The sequence below is a fragment of the Streptomyces sp. NPDC003247 genome, from assembly GCF_042888135.1.
Lineage (GTDB): Bacteria > Actinomycetota > Actinomycetes > Streptomycetales > Streptomycetaceae > Streptomyces.
Window position 1 is genome coordinate 418,864 of the sequence record NZ_JBIAPF010000007.1, and the last position, 14,477, is coordinate 433,340.

9 protein-coding genes and 1 pseudogene are annotated in these 14,477 nt (G+C 74.0%); 4 read left to right on the top strand and 6 right to left on the bottom strand.

What is annotated here, in order from left to right; genetic code table 11:
• Nucleotides 1–22: 22 nt before the first annotated feature.
• Nucleotides 23–685 carry a response regulator transcription factor gene (locus tag ACFYWQ_RS25400; RefSeq protein WP_389519408.1) on the bottom strand — a complete coding sequence of 221 codons (663 nt, stop codon included), beginning with the start codon at nucleotides 683–685 and terminating at the stop codon, nucleotides 23–25.
• A gap of 387 nt (nucleotides 686–1,072) precedes the next feature.
• Here ACFYWQ_RS25400 and ACFYWQ_RS25405 point away from each other — a divergent pair, with 387 nt between their 5' ends.
• The 4 genes from ACFYWQ_RS25405 (at nucleotide 1,073) to ACFYWQ_RS25420 (ending at nucleotide 6,394) form a co-directional block, all read left to right on the top strand.
• Nucleotides 1,073–4,399: an AAA family ATPase gene (locus ACFYWQ_RS25405; protein WP_389519153.1), complete on the top strand. Its 3,327-nt coding sequence runs from the start codon at nucleotides 1,073–1,075 to the stop codon at nucleotides 4,397–4,399.
• Between the two features lie 305 nt (nucleotides 4,400–4,704).
• Nucleotides 4,705–4,965, top strand: a complete 261-nt coding sequence (locus ACFYWQ_RS25410; RefSeq protein WP_389519154.1) for a hypothetical protein — start codon at nucleotides 4,705–4,707, stop codon at nucleotides 4,963–4,965.
• A gap of 2 nt (nucleotides 4,966–4,967) precedes the next feature.
• Nucleotides 4,968–5,309: a hypothetical protein gene (locus ACFYWQ_RS25415; protein WP_389519155.1), complete on the top strand. Its 342-nt coding sequence runs from the start codon at nucleotides 4,968–4,970 to the stop codon at nucleotides 5,307–5,309.
• A gap of 161 nt (nucleotides 5,310–5,470) precedes the next feature.
• On the top strand, nucleotides 5,471–6,394 hold the full coding sequence (locus tag ACFYWQ_RS25420; protein ID WP_389519156.1) for a M12 family metallopeptidase: 924 nt from the start codon (nucleotides 5,471–5,473) through the stop codon (nucleotides 6,392–6,394).
• Between the two features lie 123 nt (nucleotides 6,395–6,517).
• On the opposite strand, the gene ACFYWQ_RS25425 is transcribed toward ACFYWQ_RS25420, so the two are convergent.
• The 5 genes and pseudogenes from ACFYWQ_RS25425 to ACFYWQ_RS25445 all read right to left on the bottom strand — a co-directional run bounded on the left by ACFYWQ_RS25425 (nucleotide 6,518) and on the right by ACFYWQ_RS25445 (nucleotide 14,427).
• Nucleotides 6,518–11,743 carry a hypothetical protein gene (locus tag ACFYWQ_RS25425; RefSeq protein WP_389519157.1) on the bottom strand — a complete coding sequence of 1,742 codons (5,226 nt, stop codon included), beginning with the start codon at nucleotides 11,741–11,743 and terminating at the stop codon, nucleotides 6,518–6,520.
• A gap of 86 nt (nucleotides 11,744–11,829) precedes the next feature.
• The gene (locus ACFYWQ_RS25430; protein WP_389519158.1) at nucleotides 11,830–12,453 is read right to left on the bottom strand and encodes a Uma2 family endonuclease; all 624 of its coding nucleotides are present in this window, start codon (nucleotides 12,451–12,453) and stop codon (nucleotides 11,830–11,832) included.
• A 71-nt stretch (nucleotides 12,454–12,524) separates the two neighbouring features.
• Nucleotides 12,525–12,869 (bottom strand): annotated as a pseudogene (locus ACFYWQ_RS25435) (hypothetical protein); the annotation flags it as partial.
• Nucleotides 12,870–13,754: a helix-turn-helix domain-containing protein gene (locus tag ACFYWQ_RS25440; protein ID WP_389519159.1), complete on the bottom strand. Its 885-nt coding sequence runs from the start codon at nucleotides 13,752–13,754 to the stop codon at nucleotides 12,870–12,872.
• A 214-nt stretch (nucleotides 13,755–13,968) separates the two neighbouring features.
• Complete coding sequence (locus ACFYWQ_RS25445; protein WP_389519160.1) at nucleotides 13,969–14,427, bottom strand: ATP-binding protein; 459 nt, start codon at nucleotides 14,425–14,427, stop codon at nucleotides 13,969–13,971.
• Nucleotides 14,428–14,477: the final 50 nt, after the last annotated feature.

Consider the following 14,477-nt stretch of genomic DNA (forward strand, 5'->3'; position numbering starts at 1 on the left):
CCTCCTTCGATTGCCCGTTCGGTCAGATGTAGCCTTCCCGGAGGGCATATGCCACGGCGTGCGCCCGGTTGCGCAGATGCAGTCGTGTCGTGAGCCCGTGCATCACGTTCTTGACGGTCCGTTCGGAGTAGGACAGCTTGCTGGCGATCTCTCCGGTGTCGAAGCCCTCGGCGACCAGCCGCAGGACGTCCACCTCTCGGGGCGCGAGGCCCAGGGAGGGCGCGCCCGGCCGGTTCGCCGCACCCCGGTGCAGGGTGCCCACCTGGCTGATGAGCCGGCCCAGCAGATCGGCCGGCAGGTCGCCGTCGCCGCGCGCGGCGGCCGTCACCGCCTGCACCAGCCGGTGCGCGGTGGCCTCGCGGCGCCAGACGATCGCGCCGACCCCGCACTCGATGACGTCCAGCAGTTCGGTCTCCCGGATCGTGCCCACGACCAGCACGGCCCGCGCTCCCTCGCTGCGCACGACCCGGCGCAGCCGGGCCAGGGCGGCCTCGTCGAGGGTGTCCTCGATCAACAGGGCCACCGTGCCGGCGCCGTACTCCTCGCGGAGCTCGATCTCCGGGCGGGACCGCAGCTGGCTGACGGCTCCCTCGCGGGAGATCGGGTCGGAGGCCTGCACGGCCACGGGCGTGCGGCGCGACGCGCCATGGCCGGCACCTGTGCCGGTACCGATGCCGGTACCGATGCCCGTGCCGGTACCGATGCCGGCGCCGATGCCGAGTCCCGTTCCGGTGCCGGTTTCTGGTGTCCGGGGTGCGCTGAGCAACCGTTTCCCCCCTGTTCACGAACCCGTCGACCGGCAGGGGCCGGTGACGGCAGGTCATGTTCCACCCTTCTGTGACCGCTGGGGCGGGCGCAATCGTGGAGCACCACGAGGCGGACCACGAGAGCAGCGCGACGGCCACCACGAGAAGTGCCGCCGACGGGCGTCGTCGCAGGTGAACCGGGGTGCGACGGGAGCCGTGGTGCAGGTGGGGGACCGTCCGGAGTCCGCCGTGAGCATCGCCACAACGACCGTACGCCCCCGTCGGAACCCGTGCGCGGGATTTCCCGTCCACCCCAGGAGGCAGGCATGACCGGACCGCTGCGGGAACGCGAGGACGCGTACGCGCTGTTCGCGGCCGAGACCGAGCGCGCCCGCGCCGGTGCGGGCCGGTTCGTCCTGCTGCGCGGGGCCACCGGGACCGGCCGCTCCGCACTGCTGGAGGCGGCGGTCGCCCACGCGGCCGGTCGCGGCCTGCGCGTGCTGCGCGCCCGCTGCTCCCCCGAGGACACCGCCGTGCCGTTCTCCTCCGTCCTCCATCTCCTGGGTCCGGTACCGGAGTTCGCCGACATGGCGCCCGGCGCCGACGACCGGGGCAGCGCGGCCCGGCTGTGGCGGGTGCTGCGCGCGTACGCGGCCGAGTCGCCGCTGCTGGTCGCGGTGGACGACGTCCACCTCGCCGACGGGGCCTCCCGCCGCTGGCTCGCCGAGGCGGCCCGGCGCGTCGACCGATTAGCGGTGCTGGTGGTGGCCACCGAACGCAGCCAGTACGACGTCGACCCGCAGCCCGCGGGCCTCACCCATGCCCTCTCCCCGTCCCTCGTCCGCACCCACACCCTCGCCCCGCTCACCGACGCCACCGCCGCCCGACTGGTCCGGGACGCCTTCCCCACCGCCCCCGACGGGTGGACGGCGGACTGCGTCCGCGCGGGCGCCGGCAGCCCGCTGCTGCTGCGCGCCCTCCTGGAGGACCTGCACGGCACCCCGCCCCCGACGGCCGTCCCGGCGACCTGCGCCGCCCTGTACCCCGGCGCCTACCCGGCGGCCGTCTCGTGGTGGCTGGACAGCGCGGGCCCGGCGACGGCGGAGGTGGCCCGCACACTGGCGGCACTGGAGGGTTCGTGGACGCCCACCGCCGAGGCCCCCGCGCCGGGCGGCGGTCCGGCGTTCACCGAGGCCCCCGCGCCGGGCGGCGTCCCGTCCTCCGCCGAGGGACCGTTCGGCGTCCCGTCCCCCGCGGAGGGACCGTTCGGCGTCCCGTCCCCCGCGGAGGGACCGTTCGGCGTCCCGTCCCCCGCCGAGGGACCGTTCGGCGTCCCGTCCTCCGCCGACGGACCGTTCGGCGTCCCGGCCCCCGCCGACGCGGCCGGCACCCCCGTCGGTCCCCCGGCCTCCGTCTACGGCACCGACGCCTCCGCTGTTCCTCCGGCCTTCTCCGGCTACAGCACCGACGCCTCTGTCATTCCTCCGGCCTCCTCCGTCTACGGCGCCGGTACCTCCGTCGTTCCTCCGGCCCCCGCCGACGGGACCGGCACCGCCGTCGGAAGGCCTGCGGGCTTCGCCGGTGCGACGCCCGCCGGTGACGGCGCGTCGGGTTCCGCCCACGGCGCCACCCCGCCTCCCGCGCATGGCGCCACCGCCGCACCCGTCGCGCATGGCGCCGCCACCACCCCGCCCCCCGCCCACGGCGCCCCCGCCCGAGGCGCCCCCCTGGCCCCCGCTTCCACCCCAACCCCCGCTCCCGCCCTGGCCGCTCTCCTCGCCGATGCCACCGGTGCCGATCCCGTCCGGGTGGCCGGTTGGCTGACCGCCATGACGCGGCTGGGGGTGGTGCGGCCGGACGCGGACGGACGGCCGCGCTTCGCGCACCCCCTGCTGCGGGACGCGGTGCTCGCGGGCTGGCCGACCGCCCGTCGCCGGGCCGCTCGGCTCGCGGTGGCCGAGGCGATGCTGCGGCGCGGGGACCGGGCCGAGCCGGTGGCGCGGCAGTTGCTGGGCAGCGGCGCGGTCGGCCTGCCCTGGGCGCTGCGGGTGCTGCGGTACGCCACCGCCGTCGCCGTCCGCGAGGGCCGTCCCGGCGACGCCGTCGCCTACCTCCGCCGCGCCCTGGCCGAACCGCTCTCCGACGAGTTGCGGCAACGGCTGCTGACCGAGCTCGGTTCGCTGGAGTACGCCTCGGCGGGCGCCCCGGCCGGCATCCCGCGTCTCGCCGAGGCGCTGAGCCTGCCGGCGGAGCCCCGCGACCGGGTGCGGACGGCGATCGCGCTGGGCACCGCGCTCGCGGCCCGCGGCGAGGTCCGTACGGCGGTGGACGTGCTGAACCGGCTGGAGGACCGGCTGGCCGGCCACTCCGAGCTGGTGCGGACCGTGCGGACGGCGTCCGCGCTGCTGTCCGACCGGGACCAGACGGTCCGCCGCGAGGCCTACCGGTGGCTGGCCGACGCGGCCGGGCGTTCACCGGAACTCGTCGGCGCCACCGGCCAGGCCCTGCTCGTGCGGTACGCGGCGACCGCCGGGGCCTCTTCGGCCCGGTCGGCGATGGCCCGGCTGCGGACGCTGCTGACCGAGCCGGCGGACCCGCTGGCCGAGCCGTTCCTGCTGGGTACGGCCGCCGCGGTCGCCCAGTGGGCCGACGAGCTCGACGAGGCGGAGCGGCTCGCCGAGCGCGGGATGGCCGGGCAGCTCCCCTCCCTGCTGCACCCGATGCAGCGGGCCCTGCACGACGTCCGCCTGGACGTCGCCGCCGCCCGCGGCCGGTACGACCTGCTCCTCGCCGGCCGCGCACCTGTGGACGCCGGTCCCACCAACGCCGACGCCCACGCCCTGCTCGCCCTCGTCGAGACCGGCCGCAGCGCGGAGGCACGGCGTCTCGCGCACGGGTTCGACCTGCGGGCGGCCCACGACTCCTGGGAGCTGAACCGTTTCCTGTACGCCCGGGGCGTCCTGCGCCGCACGGAGGGCGACGCCACCGGCGCCCTGCACGACTTCCTGGAGTGCGGCCGCCGCCAGTCCGGCCGGGGCGTGCTCAGCCCGGTCGTCACCCCGTGGCGTTCGGCCGCCGCGGAGTGCCAGATCGCCCTGGGCACCGTGCGGGAGGCGCGGGCGCTCGCGGAGGAGGAGCTGCGGCTGGCCCGGGTCTGGGACACCCCCCGTACGGTCGGCCGGGCGCTGCGCGTCCTGGCCCGCGCGACCGGCGGGCGGCACGGCCTGGAGCTCGCCGAGGAGGCGGTCGCCCTGCTGCGGACGTCACCGGCCGACGACGAACTGATCGCCGCCCTGCTCACCCGGGGCCTGCTGCTGACCACCGCGGGGGAACGCGCCCGGGGCCGGGAGAGCCTGCGCGAGGCCGCCGAGCGCGCCGAACGCCTCGGCTCGGTCCGTCTGCGCACACGGGCCGAGCACGCCCTGCGCGCGGGCGGCGCCCGCCGCAGCGGCACCGCCCGCACCGGCTCCGCGGCCCTCACCACCAGCGAGCGCCGGATCGCCGAACTCGCCGCGGAAGGCCGTACGAACACGGAGATCGCCGACTCCCTGCACGTGGCCCGCCGCACCGTCGAGACCCATCTGACCAGCGCCTACCGCAAGTTGGGGATACGGCGGCGCGGAGAGCTGCGGGAGGCCCTGGCCCGCCCCTAGCCGCAGTGGCCGTCACGATCCCGAACCGGATGAATTCAAAAAGGCGACGGTGTCTCCTTCGTCGTGTCATGAATTGCTGCGGTGAACGCCGTTCCCGGGATGCAGAACGGTAGGACCTGGAGCAGGATCGGTGGTAGGGGAATCAGTTCGGCGGGGATTCTGCGGCAGACGACGGTAATCACCCGTTGAACGTTTCGAGATCGCACGACAGGCCGGGCCGGGCCGGGCCCTTCAAAGGTCGATCAGTTTCGCTGCGGAAGGGTTCGGGATACCCGCGCCAGGGGAAAGCGACGGGGTGTTTCGACATGTCCAACAATCAACCGACCGGATTCCCGGCGCCGCTCCAGAATTTCGAGCCGGGTGTCGAACTCCTCCAGGAGGCGCCCGAGGAGGACGCCCGGGGCGGGCTCGACTCGACGGCCCACGACGAGGCGCCGGCCGCCGGCGCCGACGAGGCCACGGCGGTGCGGCGACCTCCCGTCGTGGCGGTGGAGGACGTGCCGCGGACCACGCTCGCGGAGCGCTGGCGCGAGCACGTGGACGCCTCCCGACAGCAAGGAGCATGACCATGCCGTACTTCCGCAACAGCCATTCCTCGACGATCCAGGTCGTCGGGATGTACTGGGACTCGCAGGCCTGCGGGGCCTACGGCAACTACCGGACCATGGGCTGGTGGCGCATCAAGCCCTACGAGCGGATCCTCATCGCGCCCAACAACAACCAGTTCTTCTACTGGTACGCCGAATCCGACGACGGGAACAAGTGGGAGGGCCGCTACGGGCCCGTCTACACCTACCTCTACCCGTTCGACTCCTGCCTGGGGATCGGTTCGACCGCCGCGTGGAAGACGGTGACGATGCGTGAGCACGACACGTACGCCTTCCCCGGCGGCGTGAACGTCGATCTGTGAGCCCCGACCACGAGCAGGACCCAGGAGCAATCGTCATGGTCGCTCAGAACGACAACGAAACTCCGCGGTATTGCGCCCAGCCTCCGCAGAGAATTCCCGCGCTCCGCCCGGACCTCAGCCTTCCGCGGACCAGAGCGATACTGCAGAACCACTCGAAATGGGTGAACGGTACACCGCTGCGGTACTGCTTCCTCGACGGCGCCGACAACGGTGTGGAGAAGGCGTGGCTGGCCGAGGTCCACAACGGTTTCCAGGAGTGGGAGGACCTCGGGATCGGATTGCGTTTCCGCCCCGAGGACAACCCCGCGGAATCGGAGATCCGGATCACCTTCGCCGACGACGGATCCTGGTCGTACGTCGGCACCGACTGTCTCGGCATCGGTGTCGACGAGGCCACGATGAACTTCGGATGGGATCCGACCTCGCCCTACGGCAAGACCACGGTCCGGCACGAGATAGGGCACGCGCTCGGTTGCTGCCACGAACACCAGAATCCGTTCGCGGGCATCGAGTGGGACGAGCCGAAACTGTACGCGTACATGGGCGGCCCGCCCAACTTCTGGCCGCGGGAGACGACTTACCACAACATCGTCCGGAAACTCTCCGCGGACCAGGTGAGCGGTTCGCACTGGGACCCGACATCGATCATGCATTACGGGTTCGGGCCAGGTCTGATCAAGCGGCCGGAAGAGTACCGGAACGGCATTCCCTCCCCGCGGGGGCTGTCCGAACAGGACAAGGAGTACGTGCGCACGTGGTATCCGCCGCTGGCTCCGCACATGGAGGTGCTCCAGCCGTTCCGGTCGGCGGTCCTCGGCCTCGGTACCGGAGAGCAGGCCGATTTCGAGATCGTCCCGGAGAAGAGCCAGAAGTACCGGTTCAGTACCTTCGGGGACGCCGACGTGCGGATGGTCCTCTTCGAGGGGGCGGAACAGGACCTGCGCTTCGTCACCGGCGAGGACGACAGCGGTGAGGACCGCAACGGCCAGTTCGAGGTCAAACTCTTCGCGGGCCGCCGCTACGTCCTCCGCCTCCGGATGTACTCCACGTGGGGCGCGGGGAACGCGTCGGTCATGTACTGGTGACCGACGGCCATGTACGGGTGACCGACGGGGGCCGGTCCGCCACCGGGCGGCCGGCCCTCCCGGACGTACCGGACGCACCGGATGCACCGGACGCACCGGATGTACCAGATGTACCGGACGCCCTCAGGCCCCCTCGGGCGGTGTCGCCCGGGCCGCCGCGCGCAGGCCCAGCCGGTCGTCCGGGTCGCTCAGCCGTCCCGCGTTCGCCGGATCGGTGAGCAGTCGGCGGACGGCCGGGTCCGGCATGCGGATCACGACGGGGGCCGGGAGGGTGACCTCCTGCACGGCCACCGACGGGCGGCCGCCGCGCACCCGGTCGGTCACCCGCGCCACCACCCGCACGTCCAGCGTGAACTGCACCAGCACGGACTTGAACTTCGGCTTGTGCATCGGCATCGAGCCGGCCGCGTTCGCGGCGGTCGCCGTGCCGCTGCCGGAGCCGTCGACCGTGCCGAGGAGCTGGTTCATGCGGAACTCGTCCGCGTTGAGCACGCCCGCGCCGAACAGACCGCGCGCCGACGAGCCGTGCTCGTTGGCCTGCTGCCCGTCCGCGCCCGTCGGGCGCGGCGCGTCCAGGCCGCTCTGCGCGACCGTCTCGAAGGTCATGGTGTCGCCGACGCCCAGCACCCGGCCCTCGCGCAGCCGCGCGTGCAGCGAGGCGCGCAGGTCCTGGCCGGACGCGCCGGTCGCGTGCACCGGCGGCAGGTCCACGCCCGCGGAGGTCAGCAGGGGCAGCGCCGCGATCAGCCACTCGGTGGAGACCGCCTCGCGCAGCAGGTGGAAGGCCGCCTCGCCGCCGGTGCGGAAGCGGTCGCCGCCGCCGGCCCGCTGGACGGCGTCGTCGACCGCCTGCTGCACCCTGGGCGTGCCCTGGAAGCCGTTGACCTGCGACTCCATCGGCAGGCGCACGCCGTTGGCCCGCCAGGACCCGAGCCGGTCGGCGCGCGCGTCGGAGGCCGGGGCGGACCGCCGCCCGACCTGCCGCGGCGGTGGCGGCGCGAGTCGGGACAGGGCGTGGAGATCGGCGTCGAGGACGCGGTGGGTCAGGGACAGCCCGGTCAGCCCGGTGAGGGCGATCCGGCGGTTGCCGTTCCACAGTTCCAGGGTCGCGTCGATCGGCACGCTCATCCGGGACGAGGACGCGGAGGACGCCTCGGCGACCGTCTTGACACCGAGCTGGGCCCGTCCGGCGGACGCGGTGCGCCGCGCGTCGCTCCGCCCGAGGCCCAGGCCGGCCGCCCCGCCGACGTTCTTCAGCTGTCCGGCGCCGCCGTCGGGTTTCCCGGCACCGGCGAGGACGGCCTCGACACCCCGGGAGTCGCTCTCGTCGTGGGCGGAGGCCCGCTGCGCGGCGGCGGAGGTGATGTACTCCATGTCCCGCCCGTCGGACGCCGTCTCCGCGTACTTGCCCCGCCCGGTCCGCCGGACGTGGAACACCGCCCGGTAGGGCCGCTTGCGCCCGTCGAACAGCTCGACGCCCACGCCGCCGTCCATCGCGCTCGACAGCAGGCCCGCCGAGCCGTCCCGGTCGAGGACCCGCAGCAGCCGCTGCACGTTGTCGTTGCGGTCCGTCGACTGGGTGCGCGGCAGCAGGTCGTCGGCGAGGGAGCGGTCGAGCCGGCCGCGCAGCCGCTCCAGGAGCGGCACGAAGTCGGGCAGGTCCTCGATCATCCCGAAGCCCAGCGGCAGCCCCTGGGCGAGGTCCGGAACGGGAGCGGGCGGGACGAGGGAAGCCGACTTCGGGGCGCCCCCGGCCGTCGAACCCCGCGCGGTGCCGTCGTCCCGGGCGGTCTCCTTGCCCTTGGCGGACGTGCCGTCCTTCCCGGCGGGCGCGGCGTCCTTGCCCTTGCCCTTGCCGCCGTCCTTGGCCGCGGAGGTCTCCCCCGGCAGCCGCAGCCCCGCCGCCCGCACCTGCGCCTCCGTCATCCACACGGCCACCGCGCCCGGCGCCGTGCGCCCGCCCCGGGCGACGTACGGGCCGCCGCCGGTGACCGCCACCTCGGCGACCATGCGCAGCACGAGGTCGCACTGGACGAGGTACAGCGGGCTCTTGCGGGAGGTGTGGGCGTTGCGTTCCACGGTGCCGGAGAGGGTGAGGGCGGAGGTGTCGCCCGAGCCCAGGCTGCGGCCGGCGGACACGCCCTGGCCGAGGCGCCACTCGGGGCCGTTCTCCGAGCCCATGAGGCCGCCCTGCACGGACGTTCCGTAGTTCTTGCCCTCCTGGCCGGTGACCTGGTGGCCGCCCAGCACGAACGTCTCGGTACCGGGGCCCGTCCCCTGGTGCACGACCCGCGCTCCGCTGAGCGCGAACCGGGTGCCGACCGCGCCGGTCAGCCCGTTCAGCCGGCGCGGGTGGCGCAGGTTCTTCACCACCCACCCGGCGGAGACGCCCTGGCGCAGCGCGGCGGTGAGGGCCTGCGGGCTGAAACGGTCCTCCAGGGTGACGCGGGGCGCCAGTCCCTCCGTCTGGAGGGCCCGGTCCTCGCGCGCCTCCTTGTTGCGGGCGGCGGCCTTCGCCAGCAGCTCGAACGCCAGGTCCCGTACGGGCTGCCCGTCGCCGACGGTCTCCACCAGCGTCCAGTCCCGCACCCCCTTGCCGCCCATCTGGCGGGGCGCGAGCCCGGCGAGGTCGCCGATGCCGGCCGCCGCGAAGTCCGTGCGGACGTCCCGGTGGGCGGCGGTGCGCGCGGCGGTCGCGTCGTCCAGCCGCTGCTTGCCGTCGTCGTCGAGGGTGAACGCGGTCGGGGTGAGCAGCCGTACGTCCTGCTCGTCCAGGCGCAGCCCGGCGAGGGTCGTGGCCTCCGGCACGTCGTGGCCGGGGGCGCCGAAGGTGACGGCGCGGGCCGCCTTGCGCTGCCGGCTCGTCATGGTGACGTCGACGTTCAGCCCGAGCGCCGCGCCGAACGCGCTCGCGTCCTCGGAGCCGTTGGTGAGGACGTCGGTACGGGTGGTCGGCCCGGCCTGCCCGCGCCGGGTCGTCGTACGGGTCTTGTCGGCGCGGACCGACGCGGTGAGGGCGCCGGGGATCAGCCGGAACTGGCCGAGGGCCATGCCGCCGATGGTGCGGGAGCTGGCCCGCCCGCTCTGCGCGCTGGTGGTGACGCCGGTGTGGCTGCGCACCAGCCAGTCCTTGGCGTCGCCGAGGTAGCCGGTCTCCCGGAGCGAGCCGGTGACCCGCAGCTGCACGTCGTGCGCGTGGAAGGTGCTCTTGCGGCGCAGCCGCACCCGTACGCCGGTGGACAGCAGCTGGTCCTTGTGGACGCGGAGGTTGGTCTCCGACAGGACGGTCACCAGCTCGCGGTAGTTGCGCCGCTGGACCTCCGCCTCCTCCGCGCTGACCTTCCCCGCCTGCCGCTCGGCGCCGAAGGCGGGCAGGTAGCCGGCGAGGCGCGGGTCGGTGGCGAAGAGGCCCAGCACCGCCTTCATCATCGGCGCGGTGTCCAGCTGGCTGATCGCCACACTCGACCCCATGGCGCCGAAGGGGAGGTGCCGCACGATGTGCTCGGGCGCCTCCTCCACGGCGTCGACGGCGTCCACCGCCTCCTCGGTCTCCTGCCCGGCGAGGGTGCCCGGCCCGGTGGAACTCCCGGCTTCACCCTGCCGGACGCCGACCGGTGCCCGCCCCTTGGCGCCCTTGCCCTTCGCCTTGCCCTTGTCCTTGCCCTTGGGGTCGTCGGCGGGCCGTTCCGGCCGGGTGAGGAAGTCCCCGGCGGTGACCCCGTCCGGCAGCGGCAGCCCCAGCTCCTGGGCCTCGTCGGCGCGCAGGGTGATCCACACCTTCATGGAGTGGTGGGCCGTACGGTCGCCCTTGACCAGGGGCGACTCGGGTCCGCTGCCCTCGACGGTGAACCGGACGGTCCCCAGGTAGAGGACCTTGTCGCCGCGGACCTCCGCGCCCTGCCGGCTGGAGACGGTCTGGTCGGCGACCGTGAACCGGGCCTTGCGGGCGCCCGTGATCGGCATGACGGTGCCGCGTACGGCGGCGGCGTTGCCCAGGACGCCCACGCCCATCGCGGGACCGGCGCCGAACATGCCGCCCCGGCCCTTCCCGGCGGTGTCCGTCACCGACTGCTGGGTCTGCTGGTGGGTGCGCAGCTGGGTCTTGCCGGTGCCCCAGCCGGGGGCCAGCGCGGTGATCGCGGCGCGCATCCGGTAGGTGCCGGTGGTCTGGCCGTCCCGGCTGGTGAGGTCCTCGCCGACGACGCCGTCGCGCAGCAGCCGGGGCATGTCCTCCAGCACGGTCGAGGCAGCCGTCGCCTCGTACAGCCGGGCCCGGCCGGGGGCGCCGGGCCAGGTCAGGGACGGGGGCAGTACGGAGGCGACCGCGTCGAACAGCCCGCCGCCGCCCCCGTGCGGCGCGGCCCGGTCGGCGACGGCCAGGGGTGCCATGGAGTCGGCCAGCGACACCCGCCGGGCGGTCGCGGCGCTCACCCGGCGCGGCCGGGCCGGGGCGCCCATGGACACCGGCACCAGGTGCTCGGTCGGCACCCGCATGGTGAGCCCGCCGGTCGCGGCGAAGTTCTGGGCCCCCGGGGTGCCGTCCTTGGCGATCCGTACGCCGTAGCGCACCTTCCGTGGCACCTCCACCGTGCCCTTGTCGCTGCGCAGGACGCGGGGTTCGGCGACGTTGCGCTGGCTGCGGGAGTCGCGGGAGGACTGCCAGGGCTGGGCGGACGCGGTCACCGCCCCGCCCGCCCACACGCCGGGGGCGACGGGCGCCAGCCCGAACGCGGTGAAGGCGGCGCCCTTCGCGGCGGAGGAGCCGGTGGACTGGGCGACGGTGGCGGAGGTGTTGTGGTGCACGTCCACCTTGGTCGCCGTGCCCTCGGCGTCCGGGTTCTTGGGGGCGAAGGTCGGGGGCCGGTCGTCGTCGGTGGGCGTCACGGTGACCGTGACGTCGTAGCGGTCCCGGCCGCGCGGCCCGGTGACGGCGAAGGCGCGGCCCTGCCCGTAGAAGCTCTCGGGGCGTCCGGCGAGTTCGGCGGCGATGTCGTCGATCGTCTCGTCGCGGTGGCCGACGACGGTGACGAGGGTGGTGGCGACGAACTCGTGCCCGCTCAGCCCGTACGCCGAGGACAGTCCGGGCGCGTCCATGTCCTTGAGGTACGGCGGGAGTTCGAGGGAGTCGTCGGCGACCTCGGTGAGCGCTTCGAGGGGCGGTCCGCCGCGCGCGGTGGAGGGGCCGCCGGCGCTCAGTGCGCGTGCGGTGGCGGCGTTGCCCGCCGTCTGCTGGAGCCCGAGCAGGGGAGGCGCGGCCGAGCGCGGTGGCCGGGACGTCCGGGACGCCCAGGGAGCCCGCTCGGTGCCCATGCCGTGACGGTCGTCCGTCGTCTGCCGCTGTCCTCGCACCGCGTCAGCGTAGGAACGGCGGGCCGCCCGCGGGGGCTGAGCGTCGAGTGTTCAACTCGTGTACGACAAAAGGTCATCGGTGCGGGTCAGCGGGGGTGTGCGCGGGTCGCCGCGGGCGGGTCCGGGTACAGCGGCAGCCCCTCCGTGGAGATCGTCCACTCGGCGACGGTGACGTCCTCGCCGTAGACGAAGTCCTTGCGGGTCGCGTAGCGGGGGCCGTCGGGGGTGGGGTGGATGTCGGAGAGGACGGCGCCGGTGCCGGTACGGGGGTCGAAGACCGCGTAGACGGGCACGCCCATCAGGGGGTAGTCGCGCATCTTGGTGACCCAGTCGTTGTCCGGGTTGGAGCGGGAGGCGACCTCGATGGCGGCGATGAGCGTGCGGGGGTCGAAGGACCCCTCTCCTTCCATCTCCGCCTCCGCGATCACCATCACGTCGGGGTGGCGCGTGATCCCCTCGGGTTCGTCCTCGACATCCGGTACACCCGTGTGGGCCACGATCTCGTCCGGCGTCACCTTTTCGAGGCGTTTCCGCAGGTGCAGGGTGGTCAGCTCGTGGGGGCCGACGGGGGCCCTCATGTCGTGGACGATTCCTTCCTTGGTGACCTCGAACTTGCCGGGGAGGGTGTCGTCCATGGACTGAACGAAATCCCGCATGGCCCGGTACCGGTGGGAGGCGCCCTGCCGCGCGTCGTCCGGGGCGATGGTCATGGCGCTCGCTCCTCGTCGTCTGTGCCCAGGGGCTTCGACGCCGAAGGCGTACTCCCACTTCCAGGACACTTGCGCACCGCGCTCATCGCCTCGTCCAGTACGGCGCTCAGCTCTTCCAGGGCTTCCTCCGCGACGACGACGTCCTCGTGCTCCAGGTTGCTCTTGGCACGGGCGTAGCGGCTGGAGAGGTCGGGACGGCGGGCGATCTCAATGTCCCGGGCCCAGGTCAGAACCCAGCTCCACACCGGGCTGAGGGACTGCCATTCGACTGCCCTGGCGAAGGCCTCGTCCTTCGTGGCCTGCATCTCTGCCAGACGGCCGGGTGCGACGACGGCGAGGGCGGCGCGAAGCGCGTCAGGGGTCCGCGCGGGACGAGGAACCAGTAGCGGGGAGCGCGAGAGGGGTGAACCGTGCATTCAGATATCCGAGTGAACGTGATCGCGGCAGTCGCGGCAGTCGCGGCAGCGGCCCGGCTCGGGGGCGCGGAAGGGGCGGTCGCAGCCGGGGCAGGTCTGGAAGGGGTGTCGGGTGGGTGGGGGCGGGCCGGAGGGCCGGACGGGCGGCGGTGGGGGGAGCAGGGCGGTGAGGCGGTGGGCCAGGAGGGCCGCGGGGCGGTGCAGTGGCTCCTCGGGGAGGCCGAAGGCGAGGGCGTGGCGTACGGCCGTGGGGGTGACCTCGCGTTCCAGCCAGGCGGCGACACCGGGCGCCAGGTGGGCCGTGTCGTCGGCTGAGAAGAGGAGGCGGGAGTCGAGCCGGCGGAGGGAGGCGAGGAGGTCCGTCGCCGTCTGGAGCAGGGCGGCGGCGGGGAAGGACGGCCGGGGGACGTCCGGGAGGGCCTTCTTGCGGGGAGCGGCGGGCGGGCGCTGCCGCGTGGGTGCGGGTGCGGGGCGGCGGTCGTCGGCCGCAGTGGTCTGACGGTGGTGGCCGGGCCGGTTGCAGGAGATCGTGCGGGTGACGATCCGGCCGCCGGGCACGCGGGTGCGTTCGCGCCGCAGGTAGCCGTGCGCCTCCAGCTCCCGCAGGGCTGCGGAGATCCGGGCCGCGCCCTCGGGGAAGCGGGCGGTGAGGGACTTGATGTCCACGTGGGCGCCCTTGGGCAGCGACTGGATGTGGACGCCCAGCCCGATCGCCAGCAGCGAGAGCTCGGGGTGCTGGGCGAGGTGGTTGCCGACCACCGTGAAGTGGGTGGTGTGGCGGGCGTTCTCGTGGTGGAGTCCGCCGGAATGCCGCCGGTTCGGGTGGTGGTTGGCACCAAGCCGGGACTGGGCGGGCGGGGGCGCGCTAGGGTTTTCGATACCCATTGGGGAAGTTGTTGCCTTCCTCGGTGGTCAGGCCCTCGCACTGGGATGGCAGTCCCGGCGGGGGCCGACGCATGTCTGCTGTGTCGTCGCGCTGAGCGTAGGGCAGGCAATGCCCCCCAAACCCCGCCGAGTTGGCATTTTCACCCACCCGGGTGAGTTTGCCGCGCGGGCGGGAGGGGTGGGGCTTGGTGAGGTTCTTTCACCCTGGTGGTTCTTAAAAAAGACCGCCCGTGTCACCGGAGCACGGGGACGCGAGTTCCGGTGCCAGAGACACCTCGGCCCAGACCGTCTTGCGCGACGCCGGACCCTCGCTCACTCCCCATCGCTCCGCCAGCGCGTCCACGAGAACCAGCCCCCGGCCTGACTCGCTGTCCGGCGGCACCTGCCCGACGCACGGCGTACGGTCACCGCGCGTGTCCGAGACCTCGATGCGCAGGGTGTCGCCGATGACGTACAGCAGCAGCCGGAAGTCGCGGCCGTCGGCCCGGCCGTGCGTGACGGCGTTGGCCGCCAGCTCGGCGACGATCAGCGCCGCCGGGTCGACCGGGAGCCCCCAGCTGCGGAGTTGCTCGGTGGCGAGCAGCCGGGCGAGGCGGGCCCCTCGGGGCGTGGGGGACAGCTGCGCGTGGAAGTGGCGGAGGGGCGAGTCGAGTTGGTGTGTTTCGTGGATCACATCACCCAGAGTGGCCGGGCTCGCCTACCGTGAACAGTGACGACATCGAT

Excerpts from the sequence above, each read along its gene's own strand:
- ACFYWQ_RS25410 (WP_389519154.1), top strand. The coding sequence starts at position 4,705 with ATGTCCAACAATCAACCGACCGGATTCCCGGCGCCGCTCCAGAATTTC.
- ACFYWQ_RS25405 (WP_389519153.1), top strand. The coding sequence starts at position 1,073 with ATGACCGGACCGCTGCGGGAACGCGAGGACGCGTACGCGCTGTTCGCG.
- ACFYWQ_RS25415 (WP_389519155.1), top strand. The coding sequence starts at position 4,968 with ATGCCGTACTTCCGCAACAGCCATTCCTCGACGATCCAGGTCGTCGGG.
- ACFYWQ_RS25430 (WP_389519158.1), bottom strand. The coding sequence starts at position 12,453 with ATGACCATCGCCCCGGACGACGCGCGGCAGGGCGCCTCCCACCGGTAC.
- ACFYWQ_RS25440 (WP_389519159.1), bottom strand. The coding sequence starts at position 13,754 with ATGGGTATCGAAAACCCTAGCGCGCCCCCGCCCGCCCAGTCCCGGCTT.